Below are 21,546 nucleotides of genomic sequence, written 5' to 3' on the forward strand. Positions count from 1 at the left end.
GGTTGCGCGAGCGCGGCTTAGAACTCGATCGGATACGGCGCCAGCTCGCCGCTTTCGTATCGCTGCGGCAGGTCCGGCGTTGCGTTCTCCCAGACCAGCAGCATCGAGCGCTTCGTCGAGTAGCCCTGGTGCCGGATGTCGGCCGGCATTGCGCAGATGTCGCCGGCGCGCATCGTGATCCGCGCACGCGGCGCACCGGTGTTCTTGTCGCCGATGTCCCATACGATTTCGTCCGACAGCTGCAGGAACCATTCGACCCGGTCGTTACCATGGAACACCGGCAGGATGTATTCCTCCGTCGTCGGGCAGAACAGGCTGCGCCCGCACACGGATGTCACGGACGGATTCCACGTCACGTCGGAGCGCGACAGGTACTTGAACAGGTTGAACGCGTGCAGCTCCCCTTCGAATCCGGGCTCCACGTGCACCTCCGGCTCGTCCTGATCGACGTCGAGAAACGCGCGGTTGACCGGCAGCGCGTCGCGCAGCGGCGAATCGCCTTCGAGGCCCGGCATGCGGCGCGTCGCGATACGCGTGCGCTCGATCGCCGAATCGTTTTCACCGTGTTTGCGGCCGAATGCGCTGCCCGTCTCCTGTGGCGCCGCGAACGGATCGAAGCCTTCGTTGGTCCAGTCGTGCAGCATCGCCTTGAACGTCGCCATGACCGTCGGCGTCTCGAACGTCTCGGTGTAGTCGACACCGGCTTCCTTCAGGATGCCGTTGAACGTTCCCGCATAGACGTCGACCTTGCCGTAGTGATTGCGCGTGCCGAACACGTGATCGAAATTCACCCAGCCGTAGAAGAAGCCCCACGCGACGTCGCGCATCATCGCGCGCAGGAACGCGTCGGCGGGTATCGCATGCGTGCGGGTCTGGCCTCTCGCGGGCCAGCTGATCTTCACGAAGTACTCGTCGCGCTGGAACGCGAACTCGCCGAGCTGGAAGCGGCGGTAACCGGTGACGGCATCGGCTTGCGTGACCTGCACCAGATCGGCGGCAAAGCCTGCGGAAAGATCGAGGGTCTCGAGCGTGGCCATGAGATGTCTCCAGGAATAGTTGAATGGTTTCGAGCGGGCGGATCAGTGCACGCAGATCTCGGCCCACTTCTCGACGGACAGCTCGCCGAGCACGGTCTGCACGAGCGCGACGCCGGGCTTGCTCGCGATGAACCGATACGCGCAGCCCGCCGGCAGCAATGCCTGATGCCCCTTGCGCAGCACCACGTGGCCCATCTCGCGGCCCGCCGGCTCGACGCCGGCGCTCACGGTGCCGCGGCCCGTGGTGGGCGGGCTGTCGAGCTTGATGAAGTCGATGCGGACTTCGCCGTCCATCTGGATCGCGAACTCGTCGTGCGCGCAAGCAAACCACGGCGACTCGCCCTCGGTCCGCAGCACCTCGATCACGTATTCGAGGTTCTTGCCGGCGACCACTTTCTCGTAGGGCGCCGACTTCGATGCGATGTCGAAGATGTTCGAAAACGCGTAGTGCTTCGCGCTGCCGCTGGTGATTTCGATCTCGCCGCGCGTGTAGCTGTCGAGCGAACCAAAAACGGTGTGACGTGCCGTGTCGGTCATTGCTGTCTCCTGAGTTGAACCGCTTGTTGGATTCAACTCTAGGGGCAAGGACGCCCCTCAACAAGGCAACGGACCGCGACTACGGCATTTGCGATTCGCGAATAATCGCGTCGTTCAGCGAACCCAGCCGCGTTCCAGCAGCGGGCGGTCCCACGGCGATTCCTCACCGATGTATTCGGCGAGGAATTCGACGAGCGCCTTGACCTTCAACGCCTGTCGCTGCGTTGCGGGATAAACGGCCGCGAAGCTCAGCGGCGCAATCTGGAAATCGGTCAGAATCGGCACCAATCGGCCCGCGACGAGTGCGTCGCTCGCGACGAGCGTCGGGAGGCACACGACACCGCCGCCCGTCAGGGCGTACTCGCGCAGCAGATGGACGGAGTTCGAACGGATCATGCCGGGCAGCTCCATCTCGACGACCTCGTCGCCGCGCGTGAGCGTCCAGCGATTGCGCGATGGATAACCGGAATACAGCGCCGTGGTGTGCTGCAGCAATTCGCGCGGATGCTGTGGCGCGCCATGCGCTTCGAGGTACGCGGGCGATGCGCAGAACAGGCGCCGCACGACGAACAGTCGCCGCTCGATCAGCGAGTCGGAAATCGGCGGGAAGATCTGGAATGCGATGTCGAACCCTTCTTCGACCGGGTCCACGACACGATCGTTGACGATGACGTCGAGCTGGATGCCCGGATAGCGGCGATTGAATTCGGCGAGCGGCACGCCGAAGTGATCGAGCGCGAAGCCGGGCAGCATCTGGATGCGCAGCCGACCGGTCGGCGTCGCGCGCAGCTCGCGCATCTGGTCGGTCAGCTCGTTCACGCGCCCGACGACCTCCGCGCATTCGCGGTAGAAGGTCTCGCCCACTTCGGATAAGCGCACGTGCCGCGTGCTTCGATGGAACAGCGGTGCGTTGACGAACTTCTCCAGTTGCTGGATACGGTTCGTCACGACCGAACTGGTGACCCCAAGCTGACGGGCCGCTTCGGCGAAGCTGCTCGCCTCCGCGACCCTGACGAATGCCTCGATGCTCAGAAACCGGTCCATACCGCGCCCTTGCTGCAAGCGAAAGCACCAGTCTAACCGGAGCTGCCGGCCGGTTGGATCATGCGAAAGGCGTCACTCTGTCGCCTGGCGGGTGTCAATCGCGCCGGCCGCCTCCGGGACGTTACGGCTGCTTGCCGGCCGTCAGCTCCGGCTGCACGCCGACGCGGCGCTGCAGCACGGCCGGCGCGGTTTCCCGCATCAGCGTGCTGACCACGATGCCGAGCAGCACCGCGCCCATCGGCAGCCACAGGATGTTCTGGATCCCGAAGTGCGCGGCGACGTAGCCGCCCATCGCCGGCGCGATGCCGCCGCCGAAGATTTCGCCGCAGCCGACCACCACGCCGATCGACGTCGACACGAGGCCCACCGGCGCGGCTTCGGTTGCAACCGGCCCCGACAGCAGCGACACCAGCCCGAGCGTGAAGAACGAGGCGACGAACAGGACGATGAACAGCATGACGGGCTGCGGACCGAGGCCGCGGAAGAGGTAGAGCATCACGGCCGTGCCGGCGAAGCCGACGATACTTGCGACGCGGCGACCCACCAGATCCGACAGTCCCGGCAACCCGAACTGCCCGAAAAAGCCGCCGAAGCCGATTGCCGATACGACGAGCCCCATCTTCTGCGTGCCTAGCGACAGGTAGTCCGTCAGATACAGCGGCAATAGCGCGCCGAGCACGAACACGCCCGTCATCGCGCAACACAATGCGGCCATCGCGACGAGGATGTTGCGGCTCTTCAGTACGTGGCCGAGGGACGCCGGCGCGTGTTCCGACTCGACTGCCTTCGCGCGTTTCGGTTCGCGAATCACGAAGAACATGACGGCGCCAAGAACCAGGCCCGGCACCGCGACGAGCGCGAATACCCAGCGCCACGACACGAACTCGAGCAGCTGCGTCGCGATGATCGGCGACAGCGCGAGCCCGAACAGCGCGAAGCCGCTTTGCTGTAGCCCGAGGTTCAGCCCGCGCCGCCGCGGATGCGACGCGTCGGCCGTCGCCGCGAAGCTGGTCGGGCAAAACGAGCCTTCGGCGACGCCCATTAGCCCGCGAATCGCGATCAGCCCGAGCAGCCCGCTCGCGAGCCCCGAGAAGCCGGAGAGCAGCGAGAACGCGACGATCGCGGGAATCAGTACTTTGCGGCGGCCGACCTTGTCCGAGATGCCGCCCATCAGCGCGGCGAAGATGCCCCATGACAGGCCGAGCACGCCAATGCAGTTGCCGACGTCCTGCGCCGTCAGGTTGAGGTCCTTCATGATCGAGGGGAACAGCGGCGCGATCAGCCAGCGGTCGAGGCCGACCAGCCCGAAACCGAGCGCCAGCAGCGTGACCGCCTTCCACTCGTACGCGGTATCCCACTTGTTTGCTTTCATGTCTGTCTCCGTGAAGCTGGTCAGCCCGCGCGAGGCGCGGCGTTCGTGCATGAGCCAGGTCCGTTGTCTTTGGGTGCGATGCGACACGAGCCGCGCGGAAATGGCGGTCGCCTGCCGGCCGGAAGCGTCGAATTAACGCGCCGACGCCCGAACGATAGGTGTGCGGATGCGGATTGGGTATGGAACAACCGGCGAACGCGCCATTCGCGAAATGCAAATAATCGGCGTGGTGGACGCGCGGGTCGGCGGAGCAGCGCTGTGCGAACGCGCGCGGGATTGAGACCGCGCAGCTACGGGGGAATCCCTCATAGACATCGGCGTGCTGCTCGCGGCGCCCGGGACGTGACCGCTTCGAGGCCGGAGCGCCTGCTATGGAAAAGCGGAGACTGAAGAGGCAGCGACAAATGTGCAGGCATTCGCGGGCGCGCATGCGCGTCATGCTGCGCGATCCACCGCAGCGTCGAGCCCGTCGATTTCGGCCTCGCACCGCGGCGCGATCGCTTGGGCATGGCTGATCAGGCTCGACGAGAAACGCGCAAACGCGGTGCGACAGGGCGGGCCGAATTTACGCGGCGCTGTGGGCGCATCAGAGCGGCGGGTTTCTCGGCGAGACGGCGGAGTCCGAAGCTGCCATGCGGTAGCGCGCGTGGCCGACGCGCCTCGGCAGCGCCACGTCGTGCATGCACGCCAAACCGCAACTGCAATCGTCCGTGAACGGCAAGCTCGACGGGTCGTCGCGACACCCGCATCGCCTCGGTGAACGCCGTTGCATCGGAGCGGACCGCCCGTACGCCGCGGCGCCTCATAACGTTCCGACAATTTATTGGTTCCCTCGACGATGTGTCTGTCCGTATCGTTCACCCCGAATCGTCAGACCTAACGACCAACGGGGGAATCCAGTCATGAAACGCATCAGGTCACTCGCCTTGCTCGCCCTGCCGGCATCGCTCTACGCGGCCGGCGCGCACGCGCAAAGCAGCGTCACGCTGTACGGGATCGTCGATGCCGGCATCGCGTACGTGCACAACGCGCAGAACGCGAACGGCAGCAACGCGTCGAACCTCGTCAAGTTCAGCAGCGGCAACCTGTCCGGCAGCCGCTGGGGGCTGCGCGGCACCGAGGATCTCGGCGGCGGGCTCGCCGCGCTGTTCCAGCTCGAGAACGGCTTCAACATCGGCACGGGCGCGCTCGGCCAGGGCCAGCGCGAGTTCGGCCGCAAGGCGATCGTCGGCCTGTCGAGCGGTACGTACGGCACCGTGACGCTCGGCCGCCAGTACGATCCGGTCGTCGATCTCGTGCAGGGGCTCACGGAGGACAACTACTTCGGCGGCGTATTCGCGACGCCCGGCGATCTCGACAACTACGACAACAGCCTGCGCGTGAGCAATTCGGTGAAGTACACGAGTCCGCTGATCGCCGGCTTCCAGGCCGAAGCGCTGTACGGCTTCGGCGGCGTCGCCGGGGCGACGGGCAGCGGGCGCACGTACAGCTTCGCACTCGGCTATGCCAACGGCCCGCTGTCGCTCGGCGCCGGCTACTTCTTCGCGAACGGTGGCACGACGGCCGCGAACGGCATCCGCTCGTGGACGAGCAGCTCGGACACGCTGTTCAACACCGTGATCAATCAGGGCTTCTCGAGCGCGAAGTCGATTCAGATCGTGCGCGTGGCCGGCCAGTACGTGGCCGGGCCGGCGACGTTCGGCATCGCGTATTCGAATACGCAATACGGCGCCGACACGCTGTCGGCGTTCCGCCAGACCGCGAAGTTCAACAACGGCTCCGCGTTCTTCAACTGGCAGTTCTCGCCGGCATTGCGCGCGGGCGTCGGCTACAACTACACGTCGCTGACGGGGCCGACCTCCGCGCATTACAACCAGGTCAACGTCGGGGCCGACTATGCGCTGTCGAAACGCACCGATCTGTACGCGCTGTTCGGCTATCAGAAGGCGAGCGGCCATACGCTCGACGCGAGCGGCGCGCGCGTGAACGCGACCGCCTCGGTCGGGTCGTACGGCGTCAATTCCGGTACCGATACGCAGGAACTGGCGATCGTCGGGATCCGGCACAAGTTCTGACCGCTGCCCGCCGCCGCGATAGCGGCGTATCGGCAAGCGTCGCGACGGGCGCGCACTGCGGTGTGCGCCCGTTTTTTTGCTCGCTCGAAAACAAGGCGCCCCATCGCGTGAGCCGCGTGTGCGGCCCGTCACTGGCGGAGGCCGGCGAACTGGACCGTTAGTTGCGTCAACGTGCCGATTGTCACGATGCGGTCGTCGGCCTGCCGATGACATCGACGGAAAGTGTGCCGCCAAAACGACCGAACAGTTCCGTACCGACAGCACCAGACTGTCCATGGCCAGCGCGCCGTACGCAGCCGAATAATCCTTCAGTCGACGACAGCGACCGACATCGCCGAAGCCGAAGCGAACCGCAAAGCGCACCGACAGCGGTTCGGCTATATTCACACCTTGCTTTTCGTCAGGCGAATACGCCGTGCTCGACGCTCGCATGCGCGCGCGGCCGCCGGCGCCAGGCAAACGAACCCTTCAAGGGTGACGGAGACTCGTCCGGTCATCGGCCGCCCACAAGGCGACCGGCGCGCCGGACGTCAATAGAAATATCAATCGATATGGAGATGGCTGATGGAACGAAGCATTGTCGGCATGCGCTGCAAACCCCTGATCACGGCCGCACTCGCCGTCGCCGCATTCGGCGCGGCGTCGGGCGCACTGGCCGATCAAGTCGTCAAGATCGGCAGCGTTGAACCGACGACGGGCGGCATCGCGCACCTCGGCAAGGACAACGAGAACGGCGCGCGCCTCGCGGTCGAGGAAATCAACGCGAAGGGGCTGACGATCGGCGGCCAGAAGATCACGCTGCAGTTCGACCCGCAGGACGACGCGGCCGATCCGCGTCAGGCGACGCAGGTTGCGCAGAAGCTCGTCGACGACAAGGTCGTCGCCGTGATCGGCCATCTGAACTCGGGCACGTCGATCCCCGCCTCGAAGATCTACAGCGATGCGGGCATCGTGCAGATTTCGCCGTCGGCGACGAACCCGACCTACACGCAGCAGGGCTTCAAGACGACGTATCGCGTGGTCGCGACCGACGCGCAGCAAGGCCCGGCGCTCGCAAGCTACGCGCAGTCGAACGGCGTGAAGACGGTGGCCGTCGTCGACGATTCGACCGCGTACGGCCAGGGCCTCGCGAACGAGTTCGAGAAGAAGGCGAAGGCGCTCGGCCTGAAGGTGCTGTCGCACGACGCGACGAACGACAAGGCGGTCGACTTCCGCGCGATCCTGACCAAGATCAAGGGCGAAAACCCCGACGCGATCATGTACGGCGGCATGGACGCCACCGGCGGCCCGCTCGCGAAGCAGGCGAAGCAGCTCGGTCTGCGCGCGAAGATCCTGTCTGGCGACGGCGTCTGCACGGACCAGCTCGCGCAGCTCGCCGGCCCCGCGGCCGACAACGTGCTCTGCTCGCAGGCCGGCGCGGCCATCGAGAAGATGCCGGGCGGCGCCGCGTTCGTCGCGAAGTATCAGAAGCGCTTCAACCAGGGCATCAAGTTCGATGCGCCGTTCGCGTACGACGCCGTGTACATCGTCGTCGACGCGATGAAGCGCGCGAACTCGACCGACCCCGCGAAGATCCTGGCCGCGATGCCGGCGACCAAGTACGAAGGCGTGATCGGCACGACGACGTTCGATTCGAAGGGCGACCTGACGCACGGGATCATTTCGATCTACGGCTACAAGAGCGGCAAGAAGACCTTCCTCGATCAGGTCCGGATGTAACGGCGGCCGCGACGTCGGCTCGACGGGTGTCGCCGCCCGTCGGCGCCGGCGCCGCGCGGGCCGGCTTTGCTTGACGGAGGACAGCAATCATGTGTGCGATGGCGTATGCCGATTTTCAGCAGGAGTTGAAGAAGGCGCAATTGACCGCGCGCGAGTTCGCGCGGCTGATCCGGATGAATGAAAGCTCGATCACGAACTATTCGAGCAAGGGCACGGTACCGTCGCATCTCGCCGTGATCGCGACGCTGATCGGCGCGCTGGCCGCGCACGAAATCGACTTCCGCCGCGTGATCCGGCAGACGCGGATCGAGCCGAAACGGCCGCGCGGTGTCGGTGCGTTTCCCGCAACGGCCCATCCGCGCACCGCAAAGCGCGGCGACGAACAGTCGTAAAGCGCGTCAACCGGCGGCCGCGAACGGCACGCCGCCGCGCGGCGAGACTATCCGTTCGGATCGCTCGCATGCGCGCACGCGCGACTTCACGATAGACGGCACGTCGTTCGATGCGCGCTTCGCAAGCGGCGTTCGCGATCGGTCGATCGCTTCTCGCCGCCCCGCCCTGTCATGCCATCGCAGCCGCCTGTGCGGCCGCCTGAGTTCGCTGCAGCAACTGCTCCCGCATCTTCCCCATCGTCGCGATGTTGCGCGTCTGCACGTCGCCGAAGCCGCGATTCACTGTGCCGCCCGCACGTGATCGAGCAGCACTTGCAGCGGATGCCGCACCTGCCGCGCGGACATGCGCTTGACCTGACTGCGGCACGAATAGCCGGTCGCCAGCGCTTCGCCAGCCGGCTCCGGTGCATCGACGTGCGCGGCCCACGACTGCGCGTAGATCGTCCGCGACGTATCGACGTTGCGAGCCTCGTGTCCATACGTGCCCGACATCCCGCAGCATCCTGCCGGCTGGACCTGCAGACGCAAGCCGCGGCGCGCGAATACCTGCACCCATTGCTTGCCGCTGTCCGGTGCGTTGGTCTTCTCGGTGCAGTGCGGCAGCAGCCGATACGCGCGTGCCGCGTCGCCGGCCCGCGTATCGGCCCGTGTATTACCCCTCACATCGGGCAGCACATCGAGCAGCCACTCCTGCGGCAGCGCGACCGGCGGCACGTCGTGCAGCCCCGGCACCTTGCGGTATTCCTGCCGATACGTGAGCGTGATGGCGGGATCGACGCCGACGAGCGCGACGCCCGCACGCGCGAGCGCAGCCAGCTGCGTCGCGTTGCGGATTGCGGCCCGCTCGAATGCGCGCAGGAAGCCCTGCACGTGCAGCGCCTTGCCGTTCGGCGCGAGCGGCGCGAGCCACACGTGAAAGCCGAGCCGCGCGGCCAGCTCGATCAGCGTCGCCAGCTGTTCGGTGTCGAAATAGCGCGTGAACGTGTCCTGCACGATCACGACGCTGCGCGCGCGCTGCGCATCGGACAGCGCGGCGAGCGCATGCGGATCGGCCGGCCGCACGTTCCACTGCCGAATGACGGCCGCGAGATCGAAGCGGCTCAGCAACGGGCTGTCGACCATGCCGACGTGCCGTTCGAACAGCGTGCGCACCCAGCCCGCACGCATCAGTCCGTTGTATAGCGCCGGCACGCGCGCGAACCACGGCACCGTGAATTCGAGCGAGCCGATCAGGTAGTCGCGCAGCGGCCGCAAGTAGCGCTGGTGATAAAGCTCGAGAAAGCGCGAACGGAACTCCGGCACGCTGACCTTGACCGGACACTGCCCCGCGCAGGACTTGCACGCGAGGCATCCGGCCATTGCGTCGTACACGTCGTGCGAAAAGTCCGCTTCGCCGCGACGTGCGGCGCGCGTGTTGCGCCAGCGGTCGACGAAGCCGCGCAGCCACGGCTGCCGCTCGCGTGCGGCGGCGAGCACGTCGGCGCCCGCTTCTCCTTGCAGACGCAACCATTCGCGCATCAGCGACGCGCGCCCCTTCGGCGAATGCACGCGCTCGCGTGTCGCCTTCCATGACGGGCACATCGCGTCGTCAGGATCGAAGTTGTAGCACGCGCCGTTGCCGTTGCAGTGCATCGCGGTGCCGTAGCTTTGCCATACGCGTTCGTCGATCTGCCGGTCGTGCTCGCCGCGCGTCGGCACTTCGTCGATCTTCAGCAGCCGCATCGCGGGCTGCGGCGGCGTCGCGATCTTGCCTGGATTGAACTGGTTGTGCGGATCGAACGCGGCTTTCAGCTGCTGCAGCGCCGGATACAGCTCGCCGAAGAACGCCGGCGCATATTCCGAACGCACGCCCTTGCCGTGCTCGCCCCACAGCAGCCCGCCATGCCGCTGCGTGAGCGCGGCTACCGCATCCGACACGGGCCGCACCAGCGCGGCCTGCTTCGGGTCCTTCATGTCGAGCGCCGGGCGCACGTGCAGCACGCCCGCATCGACGTGGCCGAACATCCCGTACCGCAGCCCGTAGCGGTCGAGCAGCGCGCGGAATTCGGCGATATACGCGGCGAGATTCTCGGGCGGCACGGCCGTGTCTTCGACGAACGGTTGCGGGCGCGCTTCGCCCTGCACGTTGCCGAGCAGCCCGACGGCGCGCTTGCGCATCGCGTAGACGCGCTTCACCGCATCGTCGCCGGCCGCGATCGTATGGCCGAGGCGCTCGACCGTCGTGTCGGCGCGCAGATGCTCGACGAACGCGCGTACGCGCGCGTCGACCTCGTCGGCATCGTCGCCGCTGAACTCGATCAGGTTGATGCCGAGCGTCGGGCGCCGGTCGTCCTGCGGGAAATAGTCGGCGACGCTGCTCCACACGAAATCCTTCATGGCGAGCATCAGCACGGTCGAGTCGACGGTTTCGATCGACAGCGGCTTGAGCTCGAGCAGCGCGCGCGCATCGCGCAGCGCCTCCATGAAGCCCGCGTAGCGCACGTTGACGAGCACCGAATACTTCGGAATCGGCAGCACGTTGAGCGTCGCCTCGACGACGAAGCCGAGCGAGCCTTCCGCACCACACAGCACGCTGTTGAGGTTGAACCGGCCGTCGGCCTCGCGCAGGTGCGCGAGATCGTAGCCGGTCAGGCAGCGGTTCAGCTTCGGGAACTTCGCCTCGATCAGCGCGGCGTGGTCGTCGCTGATCCGGCGCGCGGTGCGATAGACCTCGCCGATCCGGTCCTGCCGCGCGCAACGGCGCGCCAGCTCGTCGTCGGGCAGCGCGGTGCTATGCAAGCGCTCGCCGCCCGGCAGCACGAATTCCAGCGCGAGCACGTGATCGCGCGTCTTGCCGTACGTGCAGCTGCCCTGCCCGCTCGCATCGGTGTTGATCATCCCGCCGATCGTCGCGCGGTTCGACGTCGACAGCTCCGGCGCGAAAAACAGTCCGTGCGGCTTCAGCGCCGCATTGAGCTGATCCTTGACGACGCCCGCCTGCACGCGCACCCGGCGCCGCTCGACATCGATCTCGAGAATCCGGTTCAGGTTGCGCGACAGATCGACGACGAGCCCGTCGGTCAACGATTGCCCGTTCGTGCCGGTGCCGCCGCCGCGCGGCGCGACGACGATGCCGCGATGCGCCGGCTGCGCGAGCAGCCGCGCGAGCCGTTCGACGTCGCCTACGTCGGCCGGGCATACGACCGCCTGCGGCAGGCGCTGGTAGATCGAGTTGTCGGTCGCCTGCACGGTGCGGTTCGCGTAGTCCGCGCGGATTTCGCCGGCAAAGCCGGCCGCCCGCAGCGCATCGAGAAAGTCACGATAGGCCGCGGCGGTCGGGGCGGCGGGACGGGGCAACGGAGCGATCGGCATCGGAGGAACAGGTCAAGAGAATGAATCGGTCCGCGGCCACCGCCGAATCATGAATTTTGAGCAAGTTTCCGCGCGGCCGAGGTTTCCAGTATCGTTCGGATAATAGCCGCAAACAAACGTATTCTTGTCCGTCGACACTTGCATAAAACTCATGAATTATCGGCGTCTGACTCCGTCCATGTCGTTGCTGCTCGTCTTCGAGGCCGCCGCGCGTCATGAGAGCTACACGCGCGCGGCTGACGAGCTGTCGCTGAGCCAGAGCGCGATCAGCCGGCAGATCCAGACGCTCGAGGATCAGCTCGGCGTGCCGCTGTTCCGGCGCGAAGGCCGCTCGGTGAAGCTGACCGACGTCGGCCGCCGCTACTTCGCCGAGGTCGGCGGCGCGCTCGGCCGCATTCGCGGCGCGACGCTGCAGGCGATGTCGCATCAGGCGGGCGCCGGCACGCTGCGGCTCGCGACGCTGCCGACGTTCGGCTCGAAATGGCTGCTTCCGCATCTGCACGACTTCTATGCCGCGCATCCGGGCGTGACCGTGCATCTGCATTCGCGGATCGGCAACATCGATTTCCACGTCGACGATCTCGACGCGGCGATCGCGGTCGGCACCGGCGACTGGCCGGGCCTGCATGCGCACCGGCTATACAACGAGTTTCTGATCGCGATCGCGAGCCCCGACGCGCCGCCCGACGCAAACGGCGAGCGCGCCCCTGCGTGGGCCGCTCGGCAGACGCTGCTCGGCGTGACGAGCAATCAGCACGCGTGGGCGGAATGGTTTGCGCACTACCGGCTCGACCACCGCCAGATGCGGATCGGCCCGAGCTTCGAACTGACGTCGCACCTGATTCAGGCCGTGCGCGCCGGAATGGGGATCGGGCTCGTGCCGAAAGTGCTCGTCGAGGATGAACTGAGCCGCAACGAACTGGTGTCGATCGGCGAAGCGATCACGAGCCGGCGCAGCTATTACCTCGTGTATCCGCCGGAGAACGAATCGTTGCCGTCGTTGGCGGCGTTTCGGGATTGGCTGATGAACGCGCGCTGAAACGTGCGATCGAGGTCGGGTTCGGGTTCGGATCTGTTTGAAACGCCGCTTCCGCGCGATCGTGCGCCGCGCTCGTCGCTCATGTGCCGGCGAAGCGAGTGCAGCGCTGTTTCTCCAAACCTCAAAGACTGATCGCAGCGATCCCGGCCAGCACGACGACGGCGCCGGCGATGCGGCGCGCCAGATGATCTTCGCGAAAGAGCCAGTACGCGAGAAGCGAGCCGATGATGATGGACGATTCGCGCAAGGGCGCGACGAGCGCCAGCGGCGCAGAGAGCATGGCGGTCAGCACGAGGACGTAGGCCAGCGGAGAGAACACGGCGACGATGAGAATCGGCACGGTATCGACGCGGATGGCGGCCTGGATTCGATGCCCTCGCCGCAGCGCGCTTGGCGTCATGATCAGACTCTGTAGCAGCAGTGTGCCGGCGTAGTAACTCACGGGCGCCAGGTGCAGCGTGGTGACCGAGTAGCCGTCCCACAGCGTGTAACCGGCAATGGCGGCACCCGTCGCGACACCCCACAGCATTCCCTTGAGCGGCGCACGCCCGTGCGTGGCTGGATGGCCAGTGACGACAAAAATACCCGCAACCACGAGGCATGCACCCAGCATCGCGACCGGGGTAAGCCGCTCGCCCATGAAGAGCATCGCGAACAGTATCGTGAGTAGCGGCCCCGTCCCTCTGGCGACTGGATATACGACCCCGAGTTCGGCGCGATCGTAACCGGCCTGCAAGGCCAGTGAGTAAACGATGTGCAGCGCCGCCGAAACGGCCGCCCCCACCGCGAGTTGCCAGTCGATCGTCTGCTGCCCCTTGACGATCTGCACGATGCCGATCGGGACACAGAGCAGTGTCGACGCGCAGCTATAGGCCCAGACGAACACCAGCGTGTCTTCCCGCTTGTACTTCGAGGCGAGGTTCCACACGGCGTGGGCGACGGCCGCGGCAAGGACGATCGCAATCGTGCCGGACTGCATCAATCGATGTCGGGCAGATCGATACCGGCGCGCTCTGCGCAGCGGCTGCGCGCCGGATCGCGCAGCGCGAGGGCGGCGACCAGCGCGTCGATAACGACGAGCTGCGCCAGGCGACTGCCCGCAGCGGCCATCTGCGCCGGCAACGGCGCGCCGCCGACGACCAGCGCGATGTCTGCGAGGTTCGCCAGCGGCGTCCCGTATTGGTTGGTGACGGCAACGAGCGTGGCGCCGGCCGAGGATGCCGCATCCGCGACGGCGAGCGTCGAGGACGTGCGCCCGGTCGAACTGACCGCGATGACAACGTCGCCGGGCCCGAGAAGCCGAGCCGCGATCATCGCCGAAAGATAGTCGGGAATCCCGACGGTTGTCACGCCGACCGCGCGCAACCGGAAGACCGCGTCGGCGGCGACGGTAGCCGAAGGGCCGGCACCGAACGCGAATACCTGGCGCGCTTGCTGAATCGACGCGACCGCCTTGTCGAGCGCGGCGATTTCGATGGCCCCGCTGAGCGCGGACAGTGCATCGACGCCCGTGCGGATGGACGTCTCCAGCACCGCGGCCGAGCTCGCGTCCGCAGTGAGTACTTCAGGCGGCGCGAAAAAGCGGGCGGTGCCGCGAGCACGCGCGATCTCGATTTTGAGCTCGGTGAACCCCGTGAACCCAAGCGCACGTGCGGCGCGAATGACGGTGGGCGGCGAAACACCGGCACGCGCGGCGACCTGTGCGGTCGTGCTCGCGCCGACGAACAGCGGGTCGCTCAGCAAGAGCTCGACCACCTTCGCCTCGCTCGCGGCCAGATCGCCGCTGCGGGCTTGAATGCTGCCGATCCATTGCTGCAGACGTCGTTCGCCGCCTGAAACGCCATTACCAATATCTTCGCTCATGTGTAATATATTACGTACCGTCTGCCACGCGCGCAACCATTCCGTCGGCATGCGCGGTTACAGGAGTCCCTCTCATGAACGCCGAAATCGGTACTGAAATCGCTGTCGTCGGCCCCGGCGCCATCGGCACCACGGTCGCGGCGGCACTGCACGAAGCGGGCCGCACGCCCTTGCTGTGTGGCCGCACGCCCCGCGATGAGCTGACGCTGCGCGATGGCGACCGCCTCATCGTCGTGCCGGGCCCGGTCCGAACGGATCCCGCGGAAATCGATCGCACGGTCGATCTTGTCTTTCTGTCGGTCAAGGCAACACAAACTGCCGCGGCCGCAGAATGGCTGACGGCGCTGACCGGCCCGGAAACCGTGGTGTGTGTCTTGCAGAACGGAATCGAGCAGTTGGATACGGTCGCCCCGCATTGTTCGCAAGGGCGGATCGTTCCCGCGGTCGTATGGTTTCCCTCGCAGGCGCAACCGGACGGCTCGGTACGCTTGCGAGGCGACGTGCGCCTCAGCCTGCCGGATACGGCGGATGCCCGCACGGTGGCCGACGCGTTGCGCGGGACGCGATGCGCCGTGGACGTGACGGCCGCCTTCGGTTCTCTGGCCTGGCGCAAATTGCTGCAGAACGCGGTAGCCGGTCTTATGGCGCTCACGGTCCGCCGCTCGGGCATGTTCGGCCGCACCGACATCGCGGGGCTTGCACTGGCTTATCTGTGCGAATGCCTGGCGGTGGCTCGTGCCGAAGGCGCTGAACTCGGCGACGAGGTGCCACAGGAGATTCTCGACAAGTTCCGCGCAGCGCCTGCCGACATGGGCACCTCCATCCTCACGGACCGGGAAGCCGGCCGGCCGCTGGAATGGGATATCCGCAACGGTGTCATCTCGCGTCGCGGCCGGGCGCACGGCATTCCGACGCCGATCAGCGACGTCCTTGTGCCGCTCCTCGCGGCCGCGAGCGACGGGCCGGGTTGATGCCCTGACGGCTGTAGATTGCCCCATACTCGCCCCCCCCGTGAGCCGATCTGCAGGCACGAAGGTCGCCGTCGACAGCAGGGCCCCGGCATCGATTGCCATTTCTTCCGTCACATGGGGCCGCTTCTCCGTGGGCGAGAGCTGCTGATCAAATCTGCGCGCGTCGCAAGATCACCCCACTGATCTGCTTTCCGTACAGGCCGATAGCCAATCCCAGCACGACGAGGGCTGTGGCGGCAACCTTCGGCGTACCGATATGCTCACCGAAGACCAGTACCGAGCCCACCATGCCGAAAATGGGTACGAGCAACGACAGCGGTGCTACACGCGACACCGGGTACGTTTTCAAAAGCTTGTTCCAAGCCCAATAGCCGAACAAGGTCGTCGGATAAACTTGAAACAGTATCGAGAAGATCGCCGACCAATTCAAACGAGACAGGGTCTCCACATAGATCTGTGTGCCGTGCTGGAACAACGCGATCGCAAAGAGCGGAACCGGCGAAAATAGACTCGACCAGACAAGAAACGCCAACACGTCTTTGGTGCCCGCTCGCTTAATGATTATGTTGGCCACACTCCATGAAAGCGCGCCGATCACGACAAGTGCGACTCCCAGCGTGCTGACGGACCCGTCGGTGATGGTGATGATCGCGGCCAGTCCGATAAGCGCAAGGACAATACCTGCGTACTGGTATCTCGAGATCGATTCCTTGAATACGAATGAACCGAGAAGAATCGTGAAAAACGCGCTAAATTGCAAAACCAGTGATGCGATGCCCGCTGAGAGGCCCGCTTGGATTCCCAGGTTCACGACGCCCCAGAGCCCCACGCCGAACAGCAAGCCGTAACTGGCCAGGTATCCGATGCCCACTTGCGGCCGTCGAAGTATGAAAACGGCGGGAATGGCACAGAGCGCGAAACGTATACCTGCAAGAAGGAACGGATCGACTGACGTCAATCCGAGTTTGATCACGGAAAAATTTGCGCCCCAGATTGCCGTCACGAGGACCGCAAGGAGAATGTGTTTAGTTTTCACGATATCGTTTGTGGATAGTCAGAAGAGAATCGATAAATTGATGTGACGCTGACGTCATGCCGCTTTCGACCATGGTGAGGATGCTTGCATAGAAACAAAATTCGCCGGCGAGCCATATGCATATATTTTTATCCGATTAGCGATTTAAGATCGCCCGATAGGATGAACGGCGTGCGAACTCATTGTTCCGCTGCATACGCTGTAATGGAATGAACACTTGATCAACTGTCACCACGAAGTGTCAGCTAGAATGCACTGAACACTTCCTGTAAATGGCCGCCATGAAAATCGCCCTTGATCCCCTGAAGCCTGTATCGCTTAAGGAACAACTCGTTTATCAGATCGAGGACATGATTCGCTCGCGGCAGGCGCCGGTCGGCACAAGGCTTCCCTCGATTCGCCAACTCGCCACGGCCAACCGGGTCAGCCGTTTTCCGGTCATGGAGGCCTATGACCATCTCGTGTCTCGAGGTTTGATCGAGCCCCGGCATGGCTCCGGTTTCTATGTCACAAACTGTGTTGGCCCCTACGACCATTGGCCTCCCGGTGCAGATCCTGAAGTGGCCCGCGCAGAGTCCGGACAGATCCTGCGGCAGTTCGATGCCCCGGGGGGAGCGCCACCCTTGTCGAGCGGCTTTATTCCGGCCGCGTGGCGCGACGTTGAGGGCATTGCACAGTCCGTGCGACACGTTTCACGCACCGATATCATGAGCCTCGTCGACTACGCAGTGCCGCAGGGTGACGGAATTCTGAGAACGCAAATTTCGCGTCAGCTTGCCCGCTTCGAAATCGGTGCTCCGCCTCAGCAGATTCTTGTCACACATAGTACAAGTCACGCTCTCGATCTTGTCGCACGCATGATGCTGCGCCCTGGCGATACGGTATTCGTGGAGGATCCCGGTTATTTCAACCTGTTTGGCCTGCTCAAACTGCAGGGGATTCAGTTAATCGGGGTTCCACGTCTGCGCACCGGACCGGACGTTGATGCGATGCAAGCATTACTTGCAGCGCACCGCCCTAAACTGTTCTTCGTTAATACGGTATTCCATAACCCAACCGCCACGAACATAGCGCCGCAAATCGCATTTGCGATTCTGCAACTGGCGCAACAGTACGATTTCTATGTCGTGGAGGATGACGTCTACGCCGACTTGCAATCGGCCCCGACGCAACGACTTGCCGCGTTGGATCAGCTCAATCGCGTGATCTACGTCAGTGGATTTTCAAAAACATTGTCTTCGTCGCTGCGACTCGGATATATCGCTGCACATGCTGATCTAATTCGTCATCTCGTCGACGTGAAAACATTGACGAGCATGGGAGGCACACGATTCGCAGAAAACGTCGTCGCGACACTTCTTGAACGAGGTCTCTATCGAAGGCACATGGAAAAGTTGCGACACAAGGTAAATGATGCGTTAATGCGTGCGGTCGAACAATTGCGACGATCGGGCTGGGAAACATACGAGGAACCATGTGGCGGGATGTTCGTGTGGGCACGTGTGCCGCATATCGAGGACTCCGCACGCCTGGTCGAACACGCGGCCGAGTATGGAATCAACATCGCACCGGGTGCCCATTACCGGCCTGGCAATCAGGCATGCCCTTGGTTGCGCTTCAACGCGGCGTACATGCGCGAAGGGCAGACGCCGGCGTTCCTCGATAGCGCGGCCAGCTTGCGCTGATCCTTGAGCAGCAGGTCCGGTGTTCGCATCCGTTCCTGCAACTGCCGGGACGACCAGCGCTCAGCCGACAGCGCTCGATGTAGGACTCGCGCTTAAACGGATCTTCGGCGCACATCGGCGTTTTCAGATGAGTCCGGCCCGATTAACACTTCAGCCGCGCGCATGTAGCGGTGATGAGTCGACCTCGTTCGGAACCCTCACATGTCGATGATCGGCCGAAGCAGCGCCTGCCCTTCATACAGATAACGCAGACAGCGCTCGCGAATGTCGCCGAGCGACAGCGACGACACCTGCGTCGTGATCGTGAGGCTCGCGCACATCTGCCCGGCGCGATTCGTCAGCGGCACGCCGAGGATCCGCATGCCGACCTCGTACTCCTGATCCAGTTCCACGTACCCCTGCTCCCGGATCTGCGCGACGATCGCCTTGATCTCGTCGACCGACGTGCGCGTAAACGGCGTCAGCGGCTTGCGCTCGACGCGCGCCAGATACGCGTCGACCTCGTCGTCGGGCAGCGACGCGAGCCACAGCCGGCCGCTGCCCGTGCAGTACATCGGTAGCCGATAGCCCTGCCGGATCGACATCGACGACACGTTCGCGATCCGGCTGCGCACGATATGCACGACCTCGTCGCCGTCGAGCACGGCTACCGACACGTGTTCGCGCGTTTCGCTCGCGACCTTCTCGACGATCGGCCGCAGCATGCGCGGCAGCCGCGCCGAATCGACATACGCCTGGCCGATCCGCAGCGTCTTCGCGGTCAGCCAGTATTGGCGACTGTCGGTCTGCGCATAGCCGTCGTGCACGAGCGTCAGCAAAAAGCGCCGAGCCGCGCTTCGCGTGAGCCCGGCAAGACGCGCGACGTCGGCGACGCTCAGCCGCGGTGTTTCCTCGGTGAACAGCTGGATGATCGCGAGCCCTTTCTGCAGACCGACGATCAGGTCGCGCTCGTGGATGGGCGGCTGGGGCATGGTTTGGGTCCGAAACGGCAAACGAGTGCGATTATCGCATCGTCATTGCGCTGATCGCTCGAATCGGCCGATTCCGGCGTTGTGGCCCGGCGGCCGCGGTCGCACCATGCGTGCTGTTCGCCCTCCCCCTCCGGTGCATTCATGATCAGCGGTACGACCGAATTATTGGCCATCGTCGGCTCCCCCATCGCGCAGGTGAAATCCCCGCAGAACTTCAACGCATGGTTCGCGCGTCATGGCAAAGACGCATCGATGATTCCGATCGATCTCGAACGCGAATCGCTCGACGCGTTCGTCCGGACGCTGCGCGCATGGCGCAATCTTCGCGGCTGCGTGATCACCGTGCCGTACAAGCAGGAGATCGCCGCACGCATCGACATGCTCAGCGAGCGTGCGCACGCACTCGCGTGCGTGAACGTGATCCGCCGCGAAGCCGACGGCACGCTCGCGGGCGACATCGTCGACGGCGACGGTTTCCTGAAGGCCGCGCGCCAGCACGGCTTTTCACCGCGCGGCGCGCGGGCGCTCGTGATCGGCGCCGGCGGTGCGGGCAGCGCGATCGCGTGGGCGCTGTGCGAGCACGGCGCGACCGCGCTCACGCTCGTCGATCTCGACGCGTCGCGCACGCAGCGGCTGCGCGCGCTGCTGCGCGCGCGTTTTCCGGCGGTCGACACCGGCACGCAGGTCGATTCGCTCGCCGCGTTCGATCTCGTCGTCAACGCGTCGCCGGCCGGCATGCCGGACAACGACGTGCTGCCGCTCACCGAACATCGGCTCGCGACGCTGCGCGCGACCACGCTCGTCGCGGACGTCGTCACGACGCCGGACATCACGCGCTTTCTTGCGATCGCGCGCCGTACCGGTTGCCGGATCCAGACCGGCGCCGAGATGGCGCTCGCGCAGTTCGACGACCTGCGCGCGTTCATGACGGCGCCGCTCGCCGCGTGAGCCCGTGCGCCGCGCGCGCCGGCGCGAACCACTGCGCGCAGCCCACCTACCCGATAGCAAAGACAGGAGACGACAGATGAACCTCGATGCGACAACCGCTGCGCCATCCATGCAGCAGACCCGGCGCGCGACCGCCAGCGGCTGGATCGGCTCGGTGCTCGAATACTACGACTTCTTCATCTACGCGCAGGCCGCGTCGATGGTATTTCCGCAGCTGTTCTTTCCGCACGGCGATCCGACGCTCGCGATCGTCGCGTCGCTCGCGACGTACGGCGTCGGCTACGTCGCGCGGCCGATCGGCGGCTTTGTGCTCGGGCGCCGCGGCGATACGCACGGCCGCAAGCATCTGCTGCTGTTGTGCATGTTCCTGATGGGCGTGTCGACGTTCGCGGTCGGCCTGCTGCCGACGTACCGGCAGATCGGCATCGCGGCGCCGATCGCGCTCGTCGTGCTGCGGTTGATCCAGGGCTTCGCCGTTGCCGGCGAAATCTCGGGCGCGAGCTCGATGATTCTCGAGCAGGCGCCGTTCGGCAAGCGCGGCTACTACGCAAGCTTCGCGCTGCAGGGCACGCAGGCCGGCCAGATCCTCGCGGCGGCGATCTTCATGCCGCTCGCATACTGGCTGCCGGCCGATGCGTTCGTGTCGTGGGGCTGGCGCATTCCGTTTCTGCTCAGCGCACTCGTGCTCGCCGCCGGCTACATGATCCGCCGTCATGTGCAGGAATCGCCTGCGTTCATCGGCGAAGGCACACAACACGCGATGCCCGAATCGCCGATCCGCGTCGCGCTGCGCGACAGCTGGCGCGACATCGTGCGGATCGCGGTCATGGCGACCGCCGCGGTAATCGCGATGGTCGCGACGATCTTCGGCGCCGCATATGCGGTGCAGCCCGCCTACGGGATCGGCTTTCATGCGGATACCTATCTGGTGATCCCGTTCGTCGGCAACGTCGTCGCAGTGATCCTGATTCCTTTCGTCGGACGATTGTCCGACCGCATCGGCCGCCGCATTCCGGTCGTCGTCGGTTCGCTGGGCGCGGGGCTGCTGTCGTATGCGTATCTGTATGCGATCAGCGCCGGCAACGCGCCGGCCGCGATTCTCACGTCGGTGCTGATGTGGGGCGTCGTCTATCAGGGCTTCAATGCGGTGTTCCCGAGCTTCATGCCGGAACTCTTTCCGACGCGCACGCGCGTCTCCGCGATGTCGATCGGGCAGAACGTCGGCATGGCGCTGACTGCGCTGCTGCCCTCGCTGTTCGCGGCGATCGCGCCGCCCGGCACGCACGACATTCCGCTGCGGATCGGCACCGTCACGCTCGCGATCAGCGCGCTCGCGGCCCTCGCCGCATGGACGGCACGCGAGACGCACCGCACGCCGCTGCACGAACTGGGCGGCCCCGCCGCGACGCGCCGCGCCGCCGAACGCCTTGCACCGGCCAACGCGATCGAACCGCGCTGAACCAAAAACGCACAACCTGTCGCAATCGTGATGATTCGCGTCGTGTC

Annotated in this window: 17 protein-coding genes; 8 read left to right on the forward strand and 9 right to left on the reverse strand. The window is 65.2% G+C overall.

Going from position 1 to position 21,546, the window contains the following annotated elements:
• Positions 1 to 17: 17 nt before the first annotated feature.
• From BCR55_RS29005 to BCR55_RS29020, 4 genes are all read right to left on the reverse strand, one after another.
• On the reverse strand, positions 18 to 1,037 hold the full coding sequence (locus BCR55_RS29005; protein ID WP_006405418.1) for a hypothetical protein: 1,020 nt from the start codon (positions 1,035 to 1,037) through the stop codon (positions 18 to 20).
• A 42-nt stretch (positions 1,038 to 1,079) separates the two neighbouring features.
• Positions 1,080 to 1,574, reverse strand: a complete 495-nt coding sequence (locus BCR55_RS29010; RefSeq protein WP_006405419.1) for a hypothetical protein — start codon at positions 1,572 to 1,574, stop codon at positions 1,080 to 1,082.
• 114 nt (positions 1,575 to 1,688) lie between these two features.
• A complete protein-coding gene (locus tag BCR55_RS29015; protein ID WP_006405420.1) occupies positions 1,689 to 2,618 on the reverse strand; it encodes a LysR family transcriptional regulator in 930 nt (309 codons plus the stop codon).
• Positions 2,619 to 2,739: 121 nt separating this feature from the next.
• Complete coding sequence (locus BCR55_RS29020; RefSeq protein ID WP_035945838.1) at positions 2,740 to 3,990, reverse strand: MFS transporter; 1,251 nt, start codon at positions 3,988 to 3,990, stop codon at positions 2,740 to 2,742.
• A gap of 902 nt (positions 3,991 to 4,892) precedes the next feature.
• Between BCR55_RS29020 and BCR55_RS29025 the strand changes: the two genes are divergently transcribed.
• The 3 genes from BCR55_RS29025 to BCR55_RS29035 all read left to right on the forward strand — a co-directional run bounded on the left by BCR55_RS29025 (position 4,893) and on the right by BCR55_RS29035 (position 8,176).
• Positions 4,893 to 6,065 (forward strand): porin, encoded by a 1,173-nt coding sequence (locus tag BCR55_RS29025; protein ID WP_053299103.1) that lies wholly within the window; start codon positions 4,893 to 4,895, stop codon positions 6,063 to 6,065.
• A gap of 564 nt (positions 6,066 to 6,629) precedes the next feature.
• Positions 6,630 to 7,784 (forward strand): branched-chain amino acid ABC transporter substrate-binding protein, encoded by a 1,155-nt coding sequence (locus BCR55_RS29030; RefSeq protein ID WP_006405425.1) that lies wholly within the window; start codon positions 6,630 to 6,632, stop codon positions 7,782 to 7,784.
• Positions 7,785 to 7,873: 89 nt separating this feature from the next.
• Positions 7,874 to 8,176, forward strand: coding sequence for a DNA-binding protein (locus BCR55_RS29035; protein WP_006399241.1), 303 nt, complete (start codon positions 7,874 to 7,876; stop codon positions 8,174 to 8,176).
• Positions 8,177 to 8,455: 279 nt separating this feature from the next.
• Here BCR55_RS29035 and BCR55_RS29040 read toward each other — a convergent pair whose 3' ends face one another.
• On the reverse strand, positions 8,456 to 11,527 hold the full coding sequence (locus tag BCR55_RS29040) for an FAD-binding and (Fe-S)-binding domain-containing protein (RefSeq protein WP_065497164.1): 3,072 nt from the start codon (positions 11,525 to 11,527) through the stop codon (positions 8,456 to 8,458).
• 151 nt (positions 11,528 to 11,678) lie between these two features.
• Between BCR55_RS29040 and BCR55_RS29045 the strand changes: the two genes are divergently transcribed.
• Positions 11,679 to 12,566 carry a LysR substrate-binding domain-containing protein gene (locus BCR55_RS29045; protein ID WP_035488494.1) on the forward strand — a complete coding sequence of 296 codons (888 nt, stop codon included), beginning with the start codon at positions 11,679 to 11,681 and terminating at the stop codon, positions 12,564 to 12,566.
• Positions 12,567 to 12,687: 121 nt separating this feature from the next.
• On the opposite strand, the gene BCR55_RS29050 is transcribed toward BCR55_RS29045, so the two are convergent.
• Positions 12,688 to 13,545: a DMT family transporter gene (locus BCR55_RS29050; RefSeq protein WP_065497165.1), complete on the reverse strand. Its 858-nt coding sequence runs from the start codon at positions 13,543 to 13,545 to the stop codon at positions 12,688 to 12,690.
• The gene (locus BCR55_RS29055; protein ID WP_006408968.1) at positions 13,545 to 14,429 is read right to left on the reverse strand and encodes a MurR/RpiR family transcriptional regulator; all 885 of its coding nucleotides are present in this window, start codon (positions 14,427 to 14,429) and stop codon (positions 13,545 to 13,547) included. Before BCR55_RS29055 ends, BCR55_RS29050 begins: the two co-directional genes overlap by 1 nt.
• Positions 14,430 to 14,503: 74 nt before the next feature.
• On the opposite strand from BCR55_RS29055, the gene BCR55_RS29060 reads away from it, so the two are divergent.
• The gene (locus tag BCR55_RS29060) at positions 14,504 to 15,400 is read left to right on the forward strand and encodes an oxidoreductase (RefSeq protein ID WP_065497167.1); all 897 of its coding nucleotides are present in this window, start codon (positions 14,504 to 14,506) and stop codon (positions 15,398 to 15,400) included.
• A 148-nt stretch (positions 15,401 to 15,548) separates the two neighbouring features.
• Here BCR55_RS29060 and BCR55_RS29065 read toward each other — a convergent pair whose 3' ends face one another.
• Positions 15,549 to 16,436, reverse strand: a complete 888-nt coding sequence (locus tag BCR55_RS29065) for an EamA family transporter (protein ID WP_006405432.1) — start codon at positions 16,434 to 16,436, stop codon at positions 15,549 to 15,551.
• A gap of 272 nt (positions 16,437 to 16,708) precedes the next feature.
• On the opposite strand from BCR55_RS29065, the gene BCR55_RS29070 reads away from it, so the two are divergent.
• A complete protein-coding gene (locus tag BCR55_RS29070) occupies positions 16,709 to 18,121 on the forward strand; it encodes a PLP-dependent aminotransferase family protein (protein WP_081000758.1) in 1,413 nt (470 codons plus the stop codon).
• A 197-nt stretch (positions 18,122 to 18,318) separates the two neighbouring features.
• Here the strand turns inward: BCR55_RS29070 and BCR55_RS29075 are convergent, their stop codons facing one another.
• Complete coding sequence (locus BCR55_RS29075; RefSeq protein ID WP_065497170.1) at positions 18,319 to 19,092, reverse strand: IclR family transcriptional regulator C-terminal domain-containing protein; 774 nt, start codon at positions 19,090 to 19,092, stop codon at positions 18,319 to 18,321.
• Between the two features lie 141 nt (positions 19,093 to 19,233).
• Here BCR55_RS29075 and BCR55_RS29080 point away from each other — a divergent pair, with 141 nt between their 5' ends.
• Positions 19,234 to 20,040, forward strand: a complete 807-nt coding sequence (locus BCR55_RS29080; protein WP_006405434.1) for a shikimate dehydrogenase — start codon at positions 19,234 to 19,236, stop codon at positions 20,038 to 20,040.
• Between the two features lie 76 nt (positions 20,041 to 20,116).
• Positions 20,117 to 21,499, forward strand: a complete 1,383-nt coding sequence (locus BCR55_RS29085; RefSeq protein WP_065497172.1) for an MFS transporter — start codon at positions 20,117 to 20,119, stop codon at positions 21,497 to 21,499.
• Positions 21,500 to 21,546 lie beyond the last annotated feature (47 nt).

The organism is Burkholderia sp. CCA53, assembly GCF_001685525.1.
Taxonomy (GTDB): Bacteria; Pseudomonadota; Gammaproteobacteria; order Burkholderiales; family Burkholderiaceae; genus Burkholderia; species Burkholderia multivorans.

What these genes read in the sequence shown, in the direction of transcription:
- BCR55_RS29005 (WP_006405418.1), bottom strand. Translation starts at nt 1,037, where the DNA reads ATGGCCACGCTCGAGACCCTCGATCTTTCCGCAGGCTTTGCCGCCGAT.
- BCR55_RS29010 (WP_006405419.1), bottom strand. Translation starts at nt 1,574, where the DNA reads ATGACCGACACGGCACGTCACACCGTTTTTGGTTCGCTCGACAGCTAC.
- BCR55_RS29015 (WP_006405420.1), bottom strand. Translation starts at nt 2,618, where the DNA reads ATGGACCGGTTTCTGAGCATCGAGGCATTCGTCAGGGTCGCGGAGGCG.
- BCR55_RS29020 (WP_035945838.1), bottom strand. Translation starts at nt 3,990, where the DNA reads ATGAAAGCAAACAAGTGGGATACCGCGTACGAGTGGAAGGCGGTCACG.
- BCR55_RS29025 (WP_053299103.1), top strand. Translation starts at nt 4,893, where the DNA reads ATGAAACGCATCAGGTCACTCGCCTTGCTCGCCCTGCCGGCATCGCTC.
- BCR55_RS29030 (WP_006405425.1), top strand. Translation starts at nt 6,630, where the DNA reads ATGGAACGAAGCATTGTCGGCATGCGCTGCAAACCCCTGATCACGGCC.
- BCR55_RS29035 (WP_006399241.1), top strand. Translation starts at nt 7,874, where the DNA reads ATGTGTGCGATGGCGTATGCCGATTTTCAGCAGGAGTTGAAGAAGGCG.
- BCR55_RS29040 (WP_065497164.1), bottom strand. Translation starts at nt 11,527, where the DNA reads ATGCCGATCGCTCCGTTGCCCCGTCCCGCCGCCCCGACCGCCGCGGCC.
- BCR55_RS29045 (WP_035488494.1), top strand. Translation starts at nt 11,679, where the DNA reads ATGAATTATCGGCGTCTGACTCCGTCCATGTCGTTGCTGCTCGTCTTC.
- BCR55_RS29050 (WP_065497165.1), bottom strand. Translation starts at nt 13,545, where the DNA reads ATGCAGTCCGGCACGATTGCGATCGTCCTTGCCGCGGCCGTCGCCCAC.
- BCR55_RS29055 (WP_006408968.1), bottom strand. Translation starts at nt 14,429, where the DNA reads ATGAGCGAAGATATTGGTAATGGCGTTTCAGGCGGCGAACGACGTCTG.
- BCR55_RS29060 (WP_065497167.1), top strand. Translation starts at nt 14,504, where the DNA reads ATGAACGCCGAAATCGGTACTGAAATCGCTGTCGTCGGCCCCGGCGCC.
- BCR55_RS29070 (WP_081000758.1), top strand. Translation starts at nt 16,709, where the DNA reads ATGGCCGCCATGAAAATCGCCCTTGATCCCCTGAAGCCTGTATCGCTT.
- BCR55_RS29075 (WP_065497170.1), bottom strand. Translation starts at nt 19,092, where the DNA reads ATGCCCCAGCCGCCCATCCACGAGCGCGACCTGATCGTCGGTCTGCAG.
- BCR55_RS29080 (WP_006405434.1), top strand. Translation starts at nt 19,234, where the DNA reads ATGATCAGCGGTACGACCGAATTATTGGCCATCGTCGGCTCCCCCATC.
- BCR55_RS29085 (WP_065497172.1), top strand. Translation starts at nt 20,117, where the DNA reads ATGAACCTCGATGCGACAACCGCTGCGCCATCCATGCAGCAGACCCGG.